The sequence below is a fragment of the Pirellulales bacterium genome (assembly GCA_035546535.1).
In the GTDB taxonomy this organism is placed as follows: Bacteria; Planctomycetota; Planctomycetia; order Pirellulales; family JACPPG01; genus JACPPG01.
In genome coordinates this window covers 1-20,965 of sequence record DASZWQ010000154.1, presented here as the reverse complement: position 1 = coordinate 20,965, position 20,965 = coordinate 1, and the positions used below count along the sequence as shown (strand labels likewise).

General features: G+C 64.0%; 16 protein-coding genes. 8 read left to right on the top strand and 8 right to left on the bottom strand.

All coding sequences use genetic code 11. The features are described 5' to 3' along the window. Positions 1-2: 2 nt before the first annotated feature. Positions 3-575: an RNA polymerase sigma factor gene (locus tag VHD36_18350; protein HVU89294.1), complete on the bottom strand. Its 573-nt coding sequence runs from the start codon at positions 573-575 to the stop codon at positions 3-5. 234 nt (positions 576-809) lie between these two features. On the opposite strand from VHD36_18350, the gene VHD36_18345 reads away from it, so the two are divergent. Then, positions 810-1,304, top strand: coding sequence for an EVE domain-containing protein (locus VHD36_18345; protein ID HVU89293.1), 495 nt, complete (start codon positions 810-812; stop codon positions 1,302-1,304). A 3-nt stretch (positions 1,305-1,307) separates the two neighbouring features. Then, positions 1,308-2,501 (top strand): 8-amino-7-oxononanoate synthase, encoded by a 1,194-nt coding sequence (bioF, locus tag VHD36_18340; GenBank protein HVU89292.1) that lies wholly within the window; start codon positions 1,308-1,310, stop codon positions 2,499-2,501. Positions 2,502-2,593: 92 nt separating this feature from the next. On the opposite strand, the gene VHD36_18335 is transcribed toward bioF, so the two are convergent. The 6 genes from VHD36_18335 to VHD36_18310 all read right to left on the bottom strand — a co-directional run bounded on the left by VHD36_18335 (position 2,594) and on the right by VHD36_18310 (position 10,986). Next, positions 2,594-4,561: a YjhG/YagF family D-xylonate dehydratase gene (locus VHD36_18335; protein HVU89291.1), complete on the bottom strand. Its 1,968-nt coding sequence runs from the start codon at positions 4,559-4,561 to the stop codon at positions 2,594-2,596. A 109-nt stretch (positions 4,562-4,670) separates the two neighbouring features. Further along, positions 4,671-5,318 carry a VTT domain-containing protein gene (locus VHD36_18330; protein ID HVU89290.1) on the bottom strand — a complete coding sequence of 216 codons (648 nt, stop codon included), beginning with the start codon at positions 5,316-5,318 and terminating at the stop codon, positions 4,671-4,673. A 119-nt stretch (positions 5,319-5,437) separates the two neighbouring features. Further along, positions 5,438-8,149, bottom strand: a complete 2,712-nt coding sequence (locus tag VHD36_18325; protein ID HVU89289.1) for a hypothetical protein — start codon at positions 8,147-8,149, stop codon at positions 5,438-5,440. Between the two features lie 214 nt (positions 8,150-8,363). Further along, positions 8,364-9,119 (bottom strand): isoprenyl transferase, encoded by a 756-nt coding sequence (locus VHD36_18320; protein ID HVU89288.1) that lies wholly within the window; start codon positions 9,117-9,119, stop codon positions 8,364-8,366. Positions 9,120-9,162: 43 nt separating this feature from the next. Further along, the gene (locus tag VHD36_18315) at positions 9,163-10,479 is read right to left on the bottom strand and encodes an adenylosuccinate synthase (GenBank protein ID HVU89287.1); all 1,317 of its coding nucleotides are present in this window, start codon (positions 10,477-10,479) and stop codon (positions 9,163-9,165) included. Between the two features lie 243 nt (positions 10,480-10,722). Next, positions 10,723-10,986, bottom strand: coding sequence for a hypothetical protein (locus tag VHD36_18310; protein ID HVU89286.1), 264 nt, complete (start codon positions 10,984-10,986; stop codon positions 10,723-10,725). 351 nt (positions 10,987-11,337) lie between these two features. On the opposite strand from VHD36_18310, the gene VHD36_18305 reads away from it, so the two are divergent. The 4 genes from VHD36_18305 (at position 11,338) to VHD36_18290 (ending at position 16,996) form a co-directional block, all read left to right on the top strand. Further along, on the top strand, positions 11,338-12,942 hold the full coding sequence (locus tag VHD36_18305) for a glycine--tRNA ligase (protein HVU89285.1): 1,605 nt from the start codon (positions 11,338-11,340) through the stop codon (positions 12,940-12,942). Between the two features lie 472 nt (positions 12,943-13,414). Beyond that, positions 13,415-14,236, top strand: coding sequence for a sugar phosphate isomerase/epimerase (locus VHD36_18300; protein ID HVU89284.1), 822 nt, complete (start codon positions 13,415-13,417; stop codon positions 14,234-14,236). Positions 14,237-14,575: 339 nt separating this feature from the next. Next, positions 14,576-15,748, top strand: coding sequence for a tetratricopeptide repeat protein (locus VHD36_18295; protein HVU89283.1), 1,173 nt, complete (start codon positions 14,576-14,578; stop codon positions 15,746-15,748). 459 nt (positions 15,749-16,207) lie between these two features. Continuing rightward, the gene (locus tag VHD36_18290) at positions 16,208-16,996 is read left to right on the top strand and encodes a TIGR01457 family HAD-type hydrolase (GenBank protein ID HVU89282.1); all 789 of its coding nucleotides are present in this window, start codon (positions 16,208-16,210) and stop codon (positions 16,994-16,996) included. Between the two features lie 80 nt (positions 16,997-17,076). Here the strand turns inward: VHD36_18290 and VHD36_18285 are convergent, their stop codons facing one another. Next, complete coding sequence (locus VHD36_18285; GenBank protein HVU89281.1) at positions 17,077-18,384, bottom strand: hypothetical protein; 1,308 nt, start codon at positions 18,382-18,384, stop codon at positions 17,077-17,079. Between the two features lie 467 nt (positions 18,385-18,851). On the opposite strand from VHD36_18285, the gene VHD36_18280 reads away from it, so the two are divergent. Then, on the top strand, positions 18,852-20,030 hold the full coding sequence (locus VHD36_18280; protein HVU89280.1) for an acetyl-CoA C-acetyltransferase: 1,179 nt from the start codon (positions 18,852-18,854) through the stop codon (positions 20,028-20,030). 200 nt (positions 20,031-20,230) lie between these two features. Then, positions 20,231-20,965 (top strand): Gfo/Idh/MocA family oxidoreductase (locus tag VHD36_18275; protein ID HVU89279.1); only part of this gene is annotated, 735 nt, incomplete at its 3' end.

Here is a 20,965-nt window from a genome sequence, read left to right as displayed (position 1 = left end):
GTTTAAACCTCGATCACGTTCGCCGCTGTCAGGGTCTCTCGCAGCCGCTGCCGCGCACGGTGTAGCCGCGCTTCGACGGCGCTATGGCTGATGCCCAGGTGGCTGGCGATCTCGTGGTAGCTCCAATCTTCGGCATACTTCAACAGCAGGATTTCGGCGTCGCGCGCTTGCATGGTTGCAAGCGCCGCGCGCACCTGCCGGCCGCGCTCGTCGGCCAGCAGCCATTGCAAAGGATCGACCGTGCGGCGATCGACTTCCGTCGGTTGTGTTTCCCGCGCGAAGCGATCGACCAGGTTGCGCCGCCGGCCGTGCTTCCGCCGGTAGAGCAACACTTGCCGCACCGCCAACCGATACAACCAGGGCGCGACTTTGCTGGCATCGGCCAGCGGGGCCTTCTGAGCGACCGCCGCCAGCGACACCTCTTGCAGAACCTCGTCCACGGCCTGCCAATCTCCCACCCGCGCGCGGACGACCATCCGCAGCCAGCGGTCGTGCTCGGCCAGAGCCGCCTGCCAATCGACCGCAACCTGCGGCACCCGCCCCTCGGTCTGGCTGGGGGATTGTGCCTTTGTCATGGCTAACCAAAGAGTTGCCGCCGAGGGCCGGCGTCTTGCACGGCGGTTTTGCCCCCATTAGTACACTTGGCCCGAAGTACTGACCATGGCCGACCTTAAGATTATAGGGCGGCCGGGCGGGCGGTACGGCCGACCGCTTTTGAAGAGACCCGGTATGGCCTAGAATCGAGCCACGACGCCTGCATTTGTGACCTGGTTTCGCCGCATTCTTCTGCCACGACGCGCCAAATTTCTATGCCTGCCCCCGCGCATTATTGGCTCTTCAAGAGCGAACCCGAGAGTTTTTCGATCGACGATTTGGCGGCCGCTCCGAAGCAGACCACGTTTTGGGACGGCGTGCGGAACTACCAGGCGCGCAACTTTTTGCGGGACCAGATCAAGCCGGGCGATCGCGTGCTGTTTTATCACTCGGCCGCCGATCCGCCGGCCGTCGTCGGCACGGCCGTGGTGACGCGCGAAGGTTATCCCGACGCCACCGCGTGGCAAAAAGCGAATCATCACTTCGATCCCAAGTCGACCAAGGAAAAGCCGCTCTGGTACGGAGTCGACATCCGGCTCGAAGAAATCTTTCCCGCGCCCTTGCCGCTCGATTTTCTGCGCGAGCAGAAGGCGCTCTCGAAGATGGAACTGTTGCGGCGCGGATCACGTCTGTCGGTCCAGCCGGTCACGAAGGCCGAGTTCGATACGATCCTGAAGCTGGCTCACGCGCTGAAGCGGGGAAAGAAGTAGCTCATGACCGCGAATGAGCATCCGCTCGATTGGATCGACGACGAGCTCACGACTCTTCAGTCGCAGAATTTGCTGCGGCATCAATTCGCCCATGCAGGTCCGGCGGGCGCGACGATCGACGTAAACGGTCGCCGGTGCGTCAACTTCGGCTCGAATGATTACCTGGGGCTGGCCGCCGACCCGCGCGTGACGGAGGCGGCACGCGCGTGCATCGAGCGCGAGGGGTGGGGGAGCGCCGCCAGTCCGCTATTGGCGGGTCGCGGTACGGCACACGCGAAGCTGGAAGCCGAGCTTGCGGAATTCGAAGGGACGGAAGCAGCGATCGTCTTCTCGTCGGGCTTCGCGGCGAACTTAGCTACCGTCATCGCGCTGGCCGGTCGCGGAGACTGCATCCTGGCCGACGAGACGAATCATGCGAGCCTGATCGACGGTTGCCGTCTGTCGCGCGCCGAGGTTCGCATTTATGCGCACGGCGATTGGCGGAGCTTGGAAAAAATGCTTGCGGCGACGAATGACGTCCGCCGCCGACTGATCGTCACCGATGGCCTCTTTAGCATGGACGGCGACCTCGCGCCGCTCGTCGAGCTGACGGATTTGGCCGAGCGGTACGGAGCGATGCTTTTGGTTGATGAAGCCCACGCCACGGGCGTGTTCGGTGCAAGTGGGCGCGGCAGCGCCGAGCATTTTGGCGTCGCCGATCGCGTATCGATCCGCGTCGGCACGCTCAGCAAGGCCTTGGGAGGCGTGGGCGGCTTTGTGTGCGGGCGCCGAAGCTTGATCGACTGGTTGGTCAACCGTGCGCGGCCGTATATTTTTTCCACGGCGCCGCCGGCGGCAGCCTGCGCCGCGGCGTCAGCGGCGCTGCGAATCGTGCGCGAAGAGCCGCAACGGCGCGTAAAGTCGCTTTCCCGGGCCGCCGGGCTGCGCGGCGAGTTCGCACGGCAGGGTTGGGACATCGGTCGCTCGGTGAGTCAGATCATCCCGCTGGTGGTGGGCGAGCCGGCCCGGGCGCTGCAACTGGCCGGGGAATTGGCTCGGCGCGGCTTTTATGTGCCAGCGATTCGCCCGCCCAGTGTCGCGCCAGGGCAATCACGGCTGCGCATCGGCCTCTCGGCCGCACACGATGATACGGCGATCGACGGCCTCCTCCGTGCACTTGCGCAACTCGCTGAAGCCATTCCCGCCGATGCACGTTGAGCGCGGTTCAAAAGCTGGCCATGCTTGTCGCGGGCGCCATGCTCTTGGCAGCGGGCGATAAGCATGTTGTAAGAGATGCCGGCACATCCCGATCATTCAGCGCCGCGCTCAAGTGCCGCCACGATTCGCTCGACGTCGTAAACGCAGCCGCCCCAGGTGCCGCCGCTGGCGCTTTGCAGTGCCGCCCATAGCCGCGTGTCGTCCGGAAGCGCCGGATCGGGCGCTAGATCATCGCGCGGTGGGCGCGCAGCCAACACGGCAGCGCCCTGCTCTGGATCGAGCCGCTTTTGCGCATCACCGATGAAATTCACGCTCCCTTCGAGGTTGCGGCAGTCGATCACGATTTCGATCGAGTCGCCATCGCGAACCTTGCCGATCGGGCCGCCGGCCAGCGCCTCGGGCCCAACGTGGCCAATACAAGCGCCAGTGCTGACCCCCGAGAAACGTGCATCAGTGACCACGGTTACTTCGTGTCCCCAGGAAAGATGTTTGAGCGCGGCAGTGATCTGGTAAATCTCTTCCATGCCGGAACCCAACGGCCCGCGCCCGGCGAGCACGAGCACGTCGCCCGGCTTGATGGGCCGATCGCCGCGTCCTTTGATGGCGGCGATCGCGTCGATCTCGCGCGTAAAGACGCGCGCCGGGCCGATTTTGCGGTAAACGCCCTGCGCGTCGAGAACCTTCGGACTGATGGCCGTGCTTTTCACGACCGAGCCCTGCGGAGCCAGATTGCCGCGTGGGAAGCAGACCGTGCTCGTGAGGCCGCGCTCACGGGCCTTGGTGGGCGCCATGATCACATCGTCAGGGTCAATCTGATCGGCTGCGAAGAGCGCCTCGCGCAGCTTCCGCCGGCGGTCGCTCTTTTCCCACCAGTCGAGCGATTCGCCGAGTGTTACGCCGGCGACAGTGAGCACGCCGAGATCCAACAGCCCCAGCGCGCGCAGATGCAACATCACTTCGGGCACGCCGCCGGCCAGGAAAACGCGTACCGTCGGATGGCCGACCGGTCCATTCGGCAGCGCGTCGACCAAGCGTGGCACTTGCAAGTTGACATGATGCCAGTCGTCAACCGAGGGCCGTCGCAACCCGGCGGCATGGGCAATCGCCGGAATGTGCAGGAGCAAGTTCGTCGAGCCGCCGAAAGCGGCGTGTACGACCATGGCGTTGCGCACCGAAGCGCCGGTCAGAATGTCGCGCAGCTTGATGCCGCGCGCGTGCAGATTCCACAACGCCCGCGCGCTGCGCCGCGCTATATCGAGCCAGATGGGCTGGCCCGAGGGGGCAAGCGCCGCGTGAGTCAACGACAATCCAAGTGCCTCGCCCACGACTTGTGACGTAGCGGCCGTGCCGAGGAACTGACAGCCGCCCCCTGGCGAGCCGCAGGCGCGGCAAGCCAGCACCGCGGCCTCTTCGAGCGTGATTTCATCGTGGGCAAAACGCGCCCCGACCGACTGCACCTTGCCGGCATCCTCACCTTCGGTGGCGGGCAGCGTGACGCCGCCGGGGACGAGCACGCAGGGTAGCTCGCGCGACCCGGCCAGGGCCAGCATCATGGCGGGCAAGCCTTTGTCGCAGGTGGCCACGCCCAGCACTCCGCGCCGCGTGGGCAGCGAACGGATCAAGCGGCGAAAAATGATCGCCGCGTCATTGCGATAGGGAAGGCTGTCGAACATGCCGGTGGTCCCCTGCGTGCGGCCGTCGCAGGGATCGGAACAAAACGCGGCGAAGGGTACGCCGCCGGCGGCCTTGAGTTCGCGCGCGGCGCCTTGCACCAGCAACCCGACCTCCCAATGTCCGGTGTGATAGCCCAAGGCGATCGGCGTTCCGTCGACGTCGCGAATGCCCCCCTGCGTGCTGAGCAGGACGAACTGCGGCCCGAGCATTTCGGTCACCGGCCATCCCATGCCCGCGTTTTGCGTCAGCCCGAAGATATCTCCGCTCGGCCAGTCGCGTAGCATGTCCTCGGTCAGCGGCAGCGCGCCTTCCGGGCCAGCAGCGTTGGTTCGCACGATTGCTGCTTCCGAAAGATTATCTCCGAAGACTTCGGCGGACGAGAACATGACGTTTTTGGTCATCGGTTAATCGCTTGTTCCAAGGAATGACACAAGTGCCCGATCCTGCGCCACTGCCGCAGCGATACCACGGCGAAGCGCAGCGGTGCGCAGAACATCAAGAAGCCTCGCCCGCCGACGGCAGCCAGTACCGGGTGGCGGTCGTGGCCAACAGCGGCAGCGCAATCGACGCGGCCAGCGCAACGGCGAGGTTGCCTTCCTGGCCGGCGTAATGTCCCAATGCGGCGTACGCGGCGGCCAAGCCAAGATTCGCGAGCGTCACGACCGGTAAGAATCTGCGCCATGGCACGCCGACGGCGCCTAACAACAGGACACTTGCCTCGGCCAGGACCGGCAGCGGTCGCGTCAGCGCCAGCACGGCGGGCCCGCGCTCCTCGGCCAAGGCTTCCATGCGGCGCAAATCGTCGGCCGAAGAGAACCGCTCGGCCAGCGGCCGGCCAAAAGTCCGGGCCAGCGCAAACCCGATGATGGCGCCGACCGTCATGCCCAACCATACGACCATCGTGGCGCCGAGAAAACCGAGTCGCGCTCCGGCCAGCGTGCTGACGAAGCTCGAAGGGATCGGCAGCAGGATATCACTGGCCAGCAGCCCCACGACGATGCCGGCCGTTGCTGCCGGCGACAATGATTCGTCAAACCAGCGCTCGACCTGGGCTTCGAGCGAGTCGCCAAAACTTAGAAACGGAATGATCGGTACCAGCAGTACCAGCGTGATGGCGACGGACCAACGAACCAGATCGTGCATGCCGAAAGAATCCCGAGCGCGAGGGGGTGCCTGGCGGTGTATCGCGCAGTTGCGAGTTTTCCGCCACCGTGCAAGTTAAGCTGCTACGAGAAGCCCTGCAACGGCCGGGCGCTTGGGCGTCAGTGTGCCGTGGGAGTTTGCGGCTGTCGAGCCACGTTTTGCCGCGGCTCGGCCACGGCTACGGCGATCCAGCCGTCCTGAATCACGAACTGGGAGAACGCCAGGTCCCGCGTTCGCTCGTCGAAGGACCACTTAGGATCGACCAGATCGAGCTCGCGGTCCTTGGCAAAGGCCTTGCTGAAAATCCCTCGCAGCGGGATCTGTCCGGCAAGCCGGCTGCCGATCAATTGCACGGTGCCGTCGCGCACCAGCCGGGCCTTCAGCCCGTCGACCTCGGGCCTGTAGAAAACGCGTACTTCGAAGTTTTTCCAGGTCCGATCGGCGTTCGAGAGTCGGGCCACGGACAGGTCGAGCTCGATGCGGCCATGCTCGCAGAAAACACGAATGGCGTCCTGGTCAGCGAAGGTGATCGAGACGTCCTGGTCTGTCGCGTCCATGAATCGGCTGTTTTCCAGGTTCAAGGCATCGTTGATATGGTCGCGTAGCTCCTGGAGCGTGAACGTGCGACCGGCCAACTGCAGTTGCTCGCAAATGTTATTGAACAAAGATTGATGCAGTTGCAGACTGAGCAGGCTGTCTCCCGGCGCGCGGGGCCGCGGCGTATGACCGGCCAACTGCTCCTCGCCCGCCACGCGCAGCCGCATGGTCAGCCGCTGCTCCGAAGTTTCGGCACTGATCACTTGCGGATCGAGCGACATGCGATCAAGCGGTTTGAGAATTCGGTTCTGCAACAGTTGGTTGACCCGCTCCAACCGCTCTTCGGTTAGCGAGTCCATTTTGCGCCGGGCCTGCGATTCGACGCGGCGACGCACTTCGCTGCGCACTTCATGTTCCTGGTCGGCATGGCGCGAGCGTGCGTAGTTCTCCACCATCGCACCGACGAGCGGAATCCCGTCGTAGTCGGTATTCACGGCGCGCAGTTGGGTGCGCGTGTCGATGCATTCGCTTTCAGCCGGCCAGGTGCGAATGCCGCGCAGGTCGAGGTCGACCAACTTGCGCGCCAGGTACATCGAATTGCTCCGCGTGTGCAGCGTGGCGGGGCCGCTGGTCGAGCGCGTGTTGGCCAGCACCTCGCCCGAGGCTTCGAGTTCCACGCGCAAGCGCTGCGCGTCCGGCACGAGCTTCACGTTTACCGTGGTTGAAGTCGTGCTCATGCCGCGCGTCGGATGTCCCAAGATTTGGTCGCGCACCGGGTCCGTGCTCATCGACGCGCCGGGCAGCAGTCGCTTCAACAGTTTTTCGGTCAGCGCGAACCGGACGTTGGCGTTGCGATAGTTCGTCTCCAGACGCTGCGCCAGATCGGCCCCATTCAGAACCAGCGAGATCGACTCGATGTAGTCATCCGCCACACGGCGGGCATCGCTGGGTTGATTGGTCGCTTCGAAGCGTTCCATATCCGCAAGGAGCCGCGCCGGATCAAAGGGATCGAGCGACCACGATCGCAGCGACGCGGCCAATTCCACCACTGGCCGACTGCTGATGAACGCACGCTGCGGAGCGCTCAGGTCCGTGCGCGACAGCCGCCCTTGGACGTCGCGGGCGAGACGGCGCGCATCTAATTCGGGCAGCGGGCAAGGAATCTTGGTCAGGTCGCGCAGCGGGTCAATTGCCAGATAGTGCCGCCATTGCTGCCCTTGAGCCCCGGCCGCGGAGATGATCGCATCGACGGCGTCGAGTGCCTCGCCCAGCCGTTTGACGTCCGCCTGGCTGGGTCCGGCAAGGGTAATCTCCTGACTGAAGGCGGCAGGCATCAGTTCCCACACGTCCAATCTGCGCACCAAACTGTGCCGCACGCGCAACAGTTCAATGGCCACACTGCGCTCGACAATCTGCGGGACTCGTGCGTCGACTTCACCGGCCGCCGTGCGCAATTCGCGCAGGAGCACAGCCGCGCGCTCGTCCGAGGGACTGGTTTTATCGCATAACTCGAGCAGCAAGTCCTCGACGTGCATCGACCAATCGCACAAATCACATTCGCAGGTCAAGCTCTCCAGCCGCCGCAGCAAATCATCGGGCACGGCCCAATGTGGTCCGGCGGGCTCGACGGCGCGTTGCTTCGGACGCCTGCCAGGCTCAGCATCGGTCGGCTCTTCAAGAATCACGGTGCGCGGCTGCGCGGCCAACACGGCCTGCGGCTGCCGCTCAGATTGAACCTCGGCAGGTTGCGGTTCGGGCTCGACGACGGGCTGCACCGGAGCCGCAACGGTGTCCTCTATCATGACGGGCGCCGGCCGAAGGTCGGCCATTCGTGGCATCCCATCGGCATCAACGACGCGCGCTTCGCGCACGGTTTCCACAGCGACTTCAGGCGTCGGCGGCGCAGACTGGTCGACGTCTCCGGTCACTTCGGCCACGACTTCGTTTGCCACTTCCGCCGCCGGCGCGAACTCGGCGGGTAAAGGTGCCCTGGGCTCGGCCAACGTTGGCGTCGGCGCCTCGGCTTCGACGATTTGTTCATCCACTGGCGGCGAAGAAGCCGCGTCCAGGATCGTGTCGGCCGACGCGCCCGTTACGGCTGGTTCTTCGCTTGCTTCGAGCGGAACGCTTGCCGGCTCACGCGGCGCCCGCGCCAGGGCTGGATCGTTAGCCAGTTGGACCGGCCCCTTGCGCGCAATCTGCTCCCATCCCCGCGGCGCAGCGATGCACAGCAGGAACAAAAAGCCGACGACCAGCAAGAAAGGCCAGATGGGACTTTGAGAACGGCGATCCATATTCGCTTTGCGAGCTAGCGCCCCTTTTGTGCTCGTCCGTGATGCGACGCGTTCGGCCGTCACAGACTTGCATCGGCGCTTTTCGCGATGCGAGAAGAAGAAAAAGGCGTGCCGCCGCTAGCACGCGCGGGGTTGGATAAGCCTGGGCGGCTGGGCGCCGGAAAATCGAGAAGTGTGGCACGAAGGTCGGGCCGCTAGCAGGCGCGGACGACAGCTACATATTCAATCCGCCGTAGCGGCGATCGCGCTGCGCGAAATCGCGAATCGCGTCGTGCAGGTCGGCTTCGCAGAATTCCGGCCAGCAATGATCGGTGATCCACAGTTCCGAATAGCTGATCTGCCAAAGAAGGAAGTTGCTCACGCGCATTTCGCCAGCGGTGCGGATTAAAAGATCAGGCTCTGGCATGCCCGCCGTGTACAGCCGTTCGGCGATGGTGTCCTCATTGATCGCCTCGGGCGCGAGCTGGCCCGCGCGCACTTCGTCGGCAATCTGGCGGACCGAAGCCGCGATTTCCGCCCGGCTGCCGTAGTTGACGGCCAGGCAGAGCGTCATGCCGGTGTTGGAGCTGGTCATGTGGATCGTCTTTTGCATCTCGCGCAAGACGAAATCCGGGATTCCCTCGCGGCTGCCGATCACGGCCAGGCGAATGTTCTCATCGAGGAGCGTTGTCCTCTCTTCGATGAGATACTGCTCCAGCAGGTGCATGAGGAAATCGAGCTCTGCCTGCGGGCGTTTCCAGTTCTCGCTTGACAGGCAGTAGAGCGTGAGCTGATCGATCCCCAATCGCGCTGCCTCTTCGGTCGTGCGGCGCACGGAAGCCACACCATGGCGATGCCCTTCGATCCGCGGCAAGCCGCGGCGCTGCGCCCAGCGCCCATTGCCGTCCATGATCACGGCGATGTGCCGGGGACGTCGCTCGCGCGGGACGTCGAGCGTGTCGCTGGCGGGCTGCAGAGAGGACTCGGTCACCGTGGCAAAACTCCTGACATCGATCACCGCGTGTGCCGATGGTTTAGCTCGCGGCAGCAGGTTGGGGTGAGGTGTCGGCAAACATCGTTTGATCCCGGTCGGGCCCGACCGATACGATCTCGACCGGCCGCCCAATGATTTCGCCCAAGCGATGCAAATATTGTCGCGCGTTTTTCGGCAAGTCGGCAATATGCCGAATCCCGGAAATCTCTTCCTGCCAACCGGGCAATGTCTCATACACGGGCTGGGCGCGGCGCAAATCGTCGACGTGGCTGGGAAACGTCGCCAGTCGGCGACCGTCGATCTCGTAGGCGGTGCAGATTTTCAACTCCGGCAGCTCGCTGAGCACGTCCAGGAGCATGACCGACAAGGCGTCGACGCCGCTCAAACGCGCCGTGTAGCGAGCGGCAACCGCGTCGAACCAGCCGCAGCGGCGCGGCCGGCGGGTGACAGTGCCGTACTCATTCCCCCGATCGCGCAAGTGCTGCCCCAGGTCGTTGTCCTGTTCCGTGGGAAAGGGGCCACCACCGACGCGCGTGCTGTACGCTTTTACGACGCCGATGATCTTTTCCAGGTAGCGCCCTGGCACGCCTGCCCCGCTGGCAATGCCGACGCCCGAGCTGTTGCTGCTGGTGACGTAGGGAAACGTACCGTGATCGACGTCCAACAGCGCGCCTTGCGCGCCCTCGAAGAGCACGCGGCGGCCCGCTTCCAGCGCATCGAGCAGAAGCGACGTGGTATCGGTCACGTGCGAACGCAGCCGTTCGGCATAGGCGCGGTATTCGTCGAAGATTTTCGCCGGGTCCAAAGGTGCCGGTCGTCCTTCGCCGGCCAAGAGCTCGATCACTTTATTCTTGTACGCGCAAACCCGTTCGACCTTCTCGCGAAATCCGTCCCGATACAGATCGCCCAAGCGAATCGCATGCGAGCGGCCGACCTTATCTCGATAGCAGGGACCGATGCCGCGCTGCGTCGTGCCGATCGCTTCGGCGGCGCTTGCGCGCCCTTCGCTCAAGCGGTCTTCTTCCAAGTGCCAGGGGAAGATCACGTGCGCCCGGTCGCTGATCACCAGATTCTTGCTCACCGCGACGCCGCGCGCCACCAGTCCGTCGATCTCGCCGAGAATGCTCGGCGGATTGAGAACCACACCGCCGGTGATGACACACTGGACGTCCGCACGAAGGATCCCGCTGGGAATCAGCGACAGCTTGTAGGTCTGGCCTCCGGTGACCACGGTGTGGCCGGCGTTGGCTCCCCCTTGGTAGCGAACGACAATGTCATCGGAGCGGGTCAATAGATCGACGATCTTCCCCTTCGCCTCGTCTCCCCATTGCAACCCAATCACGCATAGTCCAGGCACGGATCACGACCTTTGTGAAATCGACATTTCGATCAGGCGAACGCGCGGAGCGCCGACCACCGGTCGCTCGGAATGAGGACATGATGGCCGCTATCGACCGCGGCCTCGGATTCTGCGCCGGCGGCATCTTCCAAGCACCGCCAGCCGGACACAGACGACTACCGGCAGTTAGGAGCCGGCCGTCCAAACGCATCAGTCTAAGCCATCCGCCCGGGGGGTCAAGAGGTGCGCGATCGGTGCCTATCATGCGCAGGGCTTTTCACTGCCCGAGTTGAAAGAGGACATCGCCGCCGAGTTTCGGGCGGCCTTCCCCCGGCGACCGAAGCGCAGCGGGTCGCGCATCTTGATGTGGCCGAAACACGCGGCCAGGAACACGGTCGCCGTGTCCACCGCCACCTGCAAGCCAGCGATCGCTCGGCCGTCCACCTGGATTGGCCCGCCGCCGTTCAGGTCTGCCGGCTGGTGCGCGTGACGCGCCGTCGCGGACAGCAACACATCGAAACGCACTATGCAATTACCAGCGTTCCACGCGCGCAGGCAGCAGCCCACTCACTGCTGGCATCGCCGCCGCCCTCAAACAGCGAAAGGCCCTGCCACCATACGCAGGAGAACTGCCAAGTCGCGATTCTGCGCGCGTATCTACTGTTGCCGGCGCCTCTGTGAGGCCGGGATTTCACGTGCCGCTTCCGGGGTCGCAGACCCCCGGCTACAGACGTTGCAGTTCTCCTGCCATCATACGTCGCGTCCTGGACCATCATGGGCCGCTGGCGGTACACTAGTCGGTTTCGGATGGTTCCACAGGGCCCTGATTGTGCCGCAGCGCCGGCGAAGACTGACAGGCAAGGTACGACGATGGACATGGACAAACTGGTCTCGCTCTGCAAGCGGCGAGGCTTTCTGTTTCAGTCGAGCGAGATCTACGGCGGCCTGAACGGCTTCTGGGATTACGGCCCACTCGGCACCGAACTGAAGCGCAATATCAAGGAGGCCTGGTGGCGCGACATGGTCACCGGGCACGATGATCTGGATGCGCCGCCGGGAGCGCCGGCCGCTTATCAGATGGTGGGGCTCGACTCGACCATCATCATGCATCCGCAAATCTGGAAATGCTCAGGCCATTACGACCTGTTCCACGACTTCATGGTCGATTGCCGCGAGTCGAAGAAACGCTATCGCCACGACCAGGTGCGCGGACGGTGGGTGTCGTACCAGGGAAAGCGCGCCTTCGTCGCGACGCAGTCGGGCGGCGAAGAAGGGTTGGCCGAAACGGCCCAGCGGGCGCTGAAGTTTTTCGGACTGCGAGCCAAAGACGCCGAGCGCCTGGCTTGGGAAGGCGACCTCGTCAGCCTCACTAAGGTCAGCGATTTCGCGGACGTGCTCGGCCCCGACGCGAAGACGCTCGGCACGCTCACCGCGCCGCGCGAATTCAACCTGATGTTCAAAACCTACGTCGGCGCACTCTCGGGCGAGGAAGGCGCCGCGTTCCTGCGGCCCGAAACAGCACAAGGCATCTTCGTCAACTTCAAGAACGTCGTCGACAGCAGCCGCGTCAGCGTACCGTTCGGCATCGCGCAGGCAGGCAAGAGCTTCCGCAACGAGATCACGCCGCGCAATTTCACCTTCCGCTCGCGCGAGTTCGAGCAGATGGAGATCGAATTCTTCTGCCATCCCAGCCAATCGGCCGACTGGTACAAATACTGGCGCGATCGCCGCTACCGTTGGTACACCGAGTTGGGCCTGGCCGGCGAGCGGTTGCAACTGCGCGAGCACGACAAGGACGAGCTGAGCCACTACTCGTGCGGCACGGCCGATATCGAATACGCCTTCCCGTTCCTGCCGCCGGGCGAGTTTGGCGAGTTGGAAGGCATCGCCCATCGTGGCGATTTTGACCTGCGCAGCCACATGGAGGGCAAACTGGTGCGCGAAGGGGACGCGCTGGTCGTCGAAAAAGACGCCGAAGGCAAGCCGCGCCATCGCGGCAGCGGCAAGGACCTGTCGTACTACGACGACATCACGCGCGAGCGTTTCGTGCCGCACGTGATCGAACCCTCGGCCGGGGCCGACCGGGCCACGCTGGCCTTCCTGTGCGAGGCTTATCAAGAGGACAAGGTGCCGGACGAGAACGGCAACCCGCGCGAGCGTGTCTTTTTGAAGTTGCACCCGCGGCTGGCGCCGGTCAAGGCGGCGGTGTTTCCGCTGGTGAAGAAAGACGGCATGCCCGAGGTCGCGCAGAAAATCTATCGCGATCTGAAAAAGCAATTCAACGTCTTTTACGATGAGAAGGGAGCTGTCGGCCGTCGCTATGCCCGTCAGGACGAAGTCGGCACGCCGGTGTGCATCACGGTCGATGGCGAAACGCTCTCGGCCGGCACGGTCACGTTCCGCGATCGCGATTCGCTGAAGCAGTGGCGTGTGAAGGTCGACGATTGCACGCGTGAATTGGCCGGCGTGCTCGCGCGATGAAAACGCTAGCCTTGGTCCCGGTCATCGGCAGCCACAGTAACCCCTTTCCCTTCGGGAGAGGTCAGGGTGAGGGTCCTGGCAGTCGGTAAGGAGTGAGTTGATGGCTTTGGTGTCGTGAACGTCTTGACCCTCCCCTAACCCCTCCCTGAAAGGGCGGGGAATTATGTTGCAGATCGAACAGTGACGCACCTCCTTTGCAGGAATACGTCGGTTAACAAATCCCCCTCTCCCTTCGGGAGAGGTCAGGGTGAGGGTCCTGGCAGTCGGTAAGGAGTAAGTTGATGGCTTTGGTGTCGTGAACGTCTTGACCCTCCCCTAACCCCTCCCTGAAAGGGCGGGGAATTATGTTGCAGATCGAACAGTGACTCATCTCCTTTTGCAGGAATACGTCGGTTAGCAAATCCCCCTCTCCCTTCGGGAGAGGTCAGGGTGAGGGCAACAAGCAGAACCGGCGAAAGAATTCCGCGACACCATGAAGCCCGCACTCAGCCAGGTCTCGACGCTCAACGCCTCGTTCGCGAGCGACGTCGAAGATTACGCCGCGGCCGCCTGCGATTGCCTCGAGCTATGGCTGGGCAAGCTGGAGACCTATCTCGACGAGCATTCGCTCGCCGAGGTGAAAGCGCTACTGACCGATCACGGGGTCACGGCGCCGGTGGCAGCCTTTCAAGGCGGCCTGCTCGCCAGCCAAGGCGACGCTCGCCGCGCGCATTGGGATCATTTCGCCCGCCGCCTCGAACTGTTGCGCGAGCTGGGCGTGGGCACGTTGGTTGTCGCCGGCGACGTGCTGGGCGCGCTTACGCAACAGGATTTGGAGCGCGTGCAGTTCTCCTTGCAACAGGCTGCCAACGCCGCAAGCCTCGCGGGGGTGCGCCTGGCGCTCGAGTTTCAGGCGCAAGCCACGATCATGAACAACCTGCAAACGGCCGCGGCCTTCGTCGCCGAGGTGGCGTCGCCCCACCTGGGATTGTGCCTCGACGCGTTTCATTTCTATATGGGCCCCAGCAAGGAAGAAGACCTGCTGTACCTCACGCCGCACAACCTGTTTCATGTGCAGTTGTGCGACACCTCGGGGACGGCGCGCGAGTTGGCGACCGATGCCGATCGCATCTTGCCGGGCGATGGCGATTTCAACCTGCAGCCGATCATCGAGCGATTGCGAGCGATCGAATACCAGGGCTGCGTATCGATCGAGCTAATGAATCCGCAGATCTGGCAGATTCCGCCCCGGCAAGTGGCCGAGGTGGCGATGACCGCGCTGCGCAAGTTGCTCGGCCAGGCCAGCATGCAATAGCCGGCCGCACTGAATCGAGCAGAACAGGCCACGCCGCCAAAATTGCTCCGGTCCAGGCGCTGAGAAGTTAACAGGAGTGCAAGGCTAAGCGAGCAATCGGCGCAGCGGTGTGCCTGGTCACCGCACCCCTTCTCCATTCGTTTCAAGTCGCGTTGCTTGCCGAAATTCACGGGACCGCCGATAATTCCAGCGGGAGCGGGCGCGGAAGGTATTCGACTGCCGCGCAGGTGTAGAATCGTCGGGCGCGGAGCGCCGAGGCTGCCGCGTCCGATGGTGGGATCCGAATTGAATCACGCCGAGGCGCTAGCGCGCGTGACGCATCGCCTTTCGAGAGCGGCCATGTTACGCCCGGTTCCTATCTTTTTGTTCTTTGCCGTGGTGGCAGCCGGCGCTAGCGCCATGGCCGACGAGCCGCAGCCCGGCTTCAGTCAGATCGAAATTCACGATCCCTTTTCGCCGCGCTATGTGCCGCTCACGCCCAGCGGCGGCTTTCGCGCTTTTGGCACGGGCGTCGGCGGAGTCGGGTATGCGATTCCGGCTCCGTACTTTCCACCGATTTTCTATCCCCCGGGAGTCTATCCCTTCATCAACTTCTATCGCCCGGTGCCATTTTTACCACTGGCGCCGCCGGCTCTGCCGCTCGGTCCGGTGGTGACCGCGCCGCAGCGCGTTGACCGCTTGCCCGGGGGCGGCCCGCCACTAGCGCCCAAGGCGCAGCAGCCCGCGGCCGCAAAACAGCAGGCCGCGATCGGGGGTGGCTTCGGCGAACTGGCGAATGATCCGGCCGATCGTCCGAAAGCTGGCAAGCCGCGCGCCACCAATGCCGACGCGCGCGCGCGCTCGCAGCGTTTCATCGTGCTGGGTGACGGGTATTTCGCCAAGCAAGATTATTCGGACGCTTACTCGCGCTACAAGCTGGCGCAGCAGGCGGCGCCCGATATGAGTGACGGATTCTTGCGGCAGGGATTTGCGCTGGTGGCGATGGGACGCTACGATCATGCGGCGCGCAGCTTCAAGCGCGGCATCTCGCTCGAGCCGCGGTGGGCGGAATCCGGATTTCGTCTCGATCAACTTTATGGCGCCGGCGGTCACGCGGCGAAAGCGGCGCATCTCGAAGCCCTCGCCCAAGAAGGCTTGAAGGGCCCCGGCTCGGACCTGATGTTTTTGCTCGCCGTGATGCTTTACTTCGACGGGCAGGCCGAGCGGGCGAAGCCATTTTTCATCCGCGCGCAAGAGCTGGCGGGCGCGGACGACGCGCATCTGGACGGTTTCTTGCGCAAGCTCGTCCCCGCGGTCGTGGACGAGGCGCCCGCGCCGGCCGAGCCTGTGGCCACAGGGGAAAAACCTGCCGAGCGTCCGCCGCAGGCGCGCGTGGCTCCGTTCAGCCAATTGCCCGCAACGCCTGTCGCCGCACCGCGGAGGCCCATGCCACCGGCCATGGCGCCCGCGCCGGGCGGCGCGCCTGGCAAAAAGCCGACCGACAAAACCGGCAGCGCAGCGCGCGATCTGTAAAGCGCGCCCGGCACGCTGGACGGCTAACGGGTCTCCCGCCGTCCCTTCGCGCGCTCGTAATCGCGTGATGCCTAATTCCCGCGCACACGCGCAGAAACGATTTTTTTCTCAGGTTTTTTGCTTAGGCTCGCGCTAGCACCGGCAAGTCGTGCGAGGACGCGAGATAGGGCGCGAAAACGCGTCGTGGCACGGGCACCAGATCGTACTGGCGCGCCTTTTGCAATCCACGCGTGTCGACTCGTGGCGGCCGACGAGCGCGCAAGATACGCAGCGCTTGCCGGCCTTTATTGTCGCTCTGGTGCTAACGGGGAGGACGTAGGCACCGTAAACAACTTCTCACGCGCCGCTGACATGAGCCAAACATTTGTGCGCCATGCTACGCGTTCTCGTGGGACGAACTGTCAATTGCCCGGGCGCCTCGCAACGCACCGTGGTCACCATAAAGCGAAGGAGAGAGCGATGGCTCATGGTTTCTTGATCGATATGGACGGCGTGATCTACCGGGGGCGCGAATTGATTCGCGGCGCCGATCAGTTCGTGAATCAATTGATCACGCGGCAAGTGCCCTTCTTTTTTCTCACCAACAACAGCCAGCGCACCCGCCGCGACGTGGCCACGAAGTTGCGTCGCATGGGGGTCGAGGCCGAGGAGAAGCACATTTTCACCTGTGCCATGGCCACGGCCCGCTTCCTGGCCCAGCAAAAACCCCACGGCACCGCCTACGTGATCGGCGAAGGGGGGCTGTTGAACGCCCTGCACGCCAACGGCTATTCGATCGTCGATCACGACCCGGATTATGTGGTGGTCGGCGAAGGACGCACGATGACGATGGAAACGGTCGAGGCCGCCGTGCAGATGATCGTTGCCGGGGCCAAGCTCGTCGCCACGAACCTCGATCCGAATTGCCCCACGCAACACGGGCTGCGTCCCGGCTGCGGGGCGATCGTGGCCATGCTGGAAGCCGCGACGGGCGTGAAAGCCTTCAGCGTCGGCAAGCCCAGCCCTGTCATGATGCGCGCCGCGCGCAAAGAGCTGGGGCTGCGCGCCGAAGAAACCACGATCATCGGCGACACGATGGAGACCGACATCCTCGGAGGCGTCCAGCTCGGTTACCGCACCGTCCTGGTGCTGTCGGGCGGGACGAGCCGCGAGGACCTGATGCACTACGCATACCGTCCCGACGTCGTGCTCGAGTCGATCGCCGAGTTGAGCGTCGAGCATTTGCCCGAGCCCGAGATGGCGGCGTAGCCGCACAGTGCGCGGCTCGGCTGGGCCGTCGAAAAGATTCGCCGCCGCGCAAAATCGCGAAGCGTGCCGGGCCGGCGAACTTACTCGTCGTCCTCATCTGCCTCGTCGTCTTCATCCTCCTCATGTCGCGCGCTGATGACCTCATTCGCGCGATAGAGGAACCGGCCGAGCAGTCGGGCGTCGATCATGATCGCCGCGGCGTATAAAGGCGCGCCGATGATGGCCGTCACGATCGGCAGAAATCTCGCACCGGCCCAGGTAAAGAGCCACCAGGCGCCAGTGACCGCGGCCATTTCGGCGTTCACCAACAGCCAGCCCGGCAAGAATCCGAGAATCAACCGCAGCGCCGACCAGTTCACTACCACCCAGAAGGCGCCGCTTTCCAACACCGACAGGAGCATAACCGGATAGAGCACGACGGCCGTCAGCACACCGACCAGATAGGCCAACGACGAACTGCCCCCCTCGCCGGCCAACAGCGGCAGCAACGCCAGGTACACTCCAAAGCCGACCGCACCGGCCCCGGCCAGGGGAAAGACGACTGCCAGCGCGCTCCCCATGGCTTCGGGAAATTCGGCGTCGTGCCAATCCGTGACTTCTTCATTGCCCGACGCTGTTTCGCGGATGATCGCGATCGCGCAGCCCGAGGCGTAGCAAAGCATGAGCAACCAGGCGATCGCGCCCAACGCAATCGTGAAAGCCATTTTCATGGCGACACCAAAGCTGGCAAACGGGCTCCCTCCGGCCCCGACCATTTCGGCGACCACGCTCAAGCCATAGGCCGTGACGCCATTGGCAAAGGCCGAGAACAGCGTGAGCGTCATCCAGTGGCTGATGGTTTCTTGCTGCCACGGAAAATTGAAAATGCCCGAGATGTACCAGAGCGTTGGAGCCGGAGGGGGCAGCGGCTCGGGTTCGAGTCGCGGTTCCACAGGCGCTTCGATCGACACGATCCCAGCGAGCGGATTCGGTGGTGGCTCGGCATCGAGCGTGTATTCGCCGGCGGGCTTGTCGTACTTTGCCACCGGCTCAGGCGGAGGTTCGACGACCAGCACCGGCCGATAGCAATCAGGGCAACGGACGTGCTTGCCGATCAGTTCGGCGCGCGGATACAAAAGTGCGCCGCACAGGCCGCATTTCACTTTGACCAGCCGCGGCCGCTCGACCGGCTGATCGTCGTCGCTGAGCCGATATTCGTTACCCGCCTCGCTGCGCTGGGCGGCGCGTGCTGCCGCGGGAGATTGCTCGGCCACGCGCACCGCCACGCCGCAATCGGGGCAGCGGACGCGCTTGCCAATCAGCTCGCGGCGCGGATGGAGCGTCGCCCGACACGTCGGACAAACCACTTCGATGCAATCTTCGGCCGGATCGCCCTGTTCCATTGCCATCGACTCAGAGTGCGCATTCTCGAGAACCGCAACGATTCATGATGGCCGCTGGCGAGGGAAAACTCCAGCCGTAGATCCGCAGGAGAATCGTGTAGGTCGGGGTAGCGACGGGAAAGCGATTCCTGCCGGGGCGTTAAAGCAATGGAATGACTTCGAGCCCCGCAGCGGCGGAATCATCTTCAGACCCGCTCTGTGTCGCCCCTGCGGGGCTTACGACGATTTTCTTTTTCGGAACGGTTACCGTGGACTCGCGTCCACGGCTACACGACTCGGCCCCTTCAGGGCCAAGATTCGCGCCAGTAAGCCCGCTGGAAGTTGCATTATGGTCTTTGGCCCCCGGGGGTCGCAGACCCAGCGACAGGCCGTGTACCTGGCCCGACAATCATGCCGCGACGGTAGCCCTTGCACGGGATATAATTGGCTTTTCGCCCTTCGACCGCTCCGCACTTTGTTGGGAATCGCACGCCATGAGTGAAGCGTATCTATTGGCCGGCTGCCGCACGCCGGTGGGAAAATTGCTCGGTAGCCTGGCCAGCGTGCCGGCCACGAAGCTCGGCGCAATCGCCGTGGCCGAGGCGGTTCGCCGCTCGGGCGTGCCGGCCGAAAAGGTCGAAGAAGTCATCATGGGATGCGTGCTGCCGGCCGGACTGGGCCAGGCTCCCGCCCGCCAGGCGGCGCTCGGCGCTGGCCTGCCCCACACCGTTGGCGCTTTGACCATCAATAAAGTCTGCGGATCGGGCCTGAAGGCGGTCGCACTGGCCGCTCAGGCCATTCGCGCGGGCGACGCGCAATGCATCGTCGCCGGCGGTATGGAGAATATGACCCGCGCTCCGTTTCTCATGACGGGGGTCCGCGAGGGCTGGAAATTCGGCGCGCAGCAGGTGCTCGACTCGATGCAGCATGACGGACTGTGGTGCGCCTTCGAGGACATGGCCATGGGAGCTGAGGCCGATTACATCGCGGCCCAGCGCGGCGTCAGCCGGCATGACCAGGATCTTTTCGCCGTCGAAAGCCATCGCCGCGCGGTCGCCGCCGCGGCGGCCGGAAAGTTCAACGAAGAAATCGTGCCGGTCGTCATCGCCGGGCGCAAAGGGGAGGTTCGTATCGATAAGGACGAAGGGCCGCGGGCCGACACGGCGCTCGAGGTGCTGGCCAGGCTCAGGCCATCCTTCGGGGCCGATGGAACCGTCACGGCGGGAAATGCTTCGCAGATCAGCGACGGCGCGGCGGCCCTGGTCGTGGCCAGCGCGGAATTCGCGCGGCACGCGCAATCGCCGATCAAGGCGCGGATTGTCGCCGCGGCCACCAGCGGCGTAGCGCCGAAAGAGATTTTCATTGCCCCGGTCTCGGCGATGGAAAAGGTGTTGCACAAGGCCAAGATGACGATGGCCGACATGGACCTGGTGGAGTTGAACGAGGCATTCGCCGCGCAGTGCCTGGCGTGCATGCGACCGCTCGACGTGAATCCGGCCAAGACGAACGTCAACGGCGGGGCGATCGCATTGGGGCACCCGATCGGCGCAAGCGGCGCCCGCGTGCTGGTAACGCTACTGTACGCCTTGGCCGATCGCGGCTTGAAGCGCGGTTTGGCTTCTCTCTGCCTGGGGGGCGGCAACGCCGTGGCAATGATCGTCGAGCGGGAGTAGCGTCGAACGCTCGAGTTCTGCCACTCTTGCGCGGATGATCACAAACCCTCTCCCTGTCAGGAAGAGGGTGGCGGCGGTCGGTTGACATCGAGTAGTCGACGTCGTTCATTGTGAAAACTTTGACCCTCCCCTGACCCCTCCCTGCAAGGGAGGGGAATCAAACGGCCTATCGAGCGTGACATATACAGCGTGACACAAGTATGACGACGGTCAGATTCGGATTGATCGGCTACGGAGCGTGGGGGAGCCATCATGCGCGGGCGATCACGAGCGTCGCCAACGCGCAGCTTGTCGCTATTTGCAGCCGCGGCGAAGAAAGCCGACGGCGCGCCGCCGCCGACCATCCTGCGGCCGCGGTTTACGCCGACTACCGCGCGCTCTTGGCGCGCGACGATCTCGACGCCGTCGACGTCGTTCTCCCCTCGCACCTGCACTTCGAAGTGGCGCGAGCGGTGCTCGAGTCGGGCCGGCATCTGCTCCTGGAAAAGCCGATGACGTTGTCCGTCGTGGACGCGACGGCGCTCATTGACCTGGCCGCACGGCAAAACGTGCGGCTGGCCGTGGGGCACGAGCTACGGCTTTCGAGCTTGTGGGGCGAGGTGAAGCGCTTGATCGACGCCGATACCATCGGCGAGCCGCTGTATGCCCTGGTCGAACTCTGGCGGCGCCCCTATCGACTCGGCTCCGACGGTTGGCGTTACGACATCAATCGCGTGGGGAACTGGATTCTCGAAGAACCGATTCATTTCTTCGACTTGGCGCGCTGGTATCTGTCGCGCTTGGGAAACCCACTGTCGGTGTATGCGGCCGCGAACGGCAAACGAGTGGATCAGCCCGAGTTGCACGATAACTTCTCAGCGATCCTCAAGTTTCCCGGTGGTGGCTATGCCACGATCTCGCAAACCCTGGCCGGCTGGGAACATCACCAGGTGGCG